The sequence below is a fragment of the Citrobacter sp. S46_ASV_140 genome (assembly GCF_018919545.1).
Classification (GTDB): domain Bacteria; phylum Pseudomonadota; class Gammaproteobacteria; order Enterobacterales; family Enterobacteriaceae; genus Citrobacter; species Citrobacter braakii.
Genome location: NZ_JAHLRC010000289.1, coordinates 1 through 569, shown reverse-complemented (window position 1 = coordinate 569; position 569 = coordinate 1). Strand labels below are relative to the sequence as shown.

The 569-nt window shown below is 56.9% G+C and carries 1 protein-coding gene; it reads left to right on the top strand.

The features are described 5' to 3' along the window. Positions 1-569, top strand: a 569-nt coding sequence (locus KQJ19_RS23825; protein WP_216404294.1) for an MFS transporter, incomplete at both ends; no start/stop codon positions are given.

Sequence of the window (569 nt, the reverse complement as noted above, 5' to 3'; positions counted from 1 at the left end):
GTATCATTCTGTTCTCTGTGGGGACGCTGGCCTGCGGCTTCGCGCCGGGCTACACCACCATGTTTATCGCCCGCCTGGTTATCGGTATGGGGATGGCTGGTGAGTACGGCTCCAGCGCAACTTATGTTATTGAAAGCTGGCCCAGGCACCTGCGAAACAAAGCCAGCGGCTTCCTGATTTCCGGCTTCTCTGTAGGCGCAGTGATCGCCGCGCAGGTCTACAGCCTGGTGGTCCCGGTCTGGGGATGGCGCGCGCTGTTCTTCATCGGCATTTTGCCGATTATCTTCGCCCTCTGGCTGCGTAAAAATATTCCGGAAGCGGAAGACTGGAAAGAGAAACACGAAGGCAAAGCGCCGGTACGCACGATGGTGGACATTCTCTACCGGGGCGAACATCGGGTTATCAATATTGTGATGACTCTCGCCGCCGCAACCGCGCTGTGGTTCTGCTTTGCAGGCAACCTGCAAAATGCGGCTATCGTGGCGGTCCTTGGCCTGATATGCGCGTTTATCTTCATTAGTTTTATGGTGCAAAGCAGCGGGAAACGCTGGCCGACGGGCGTCATGCTG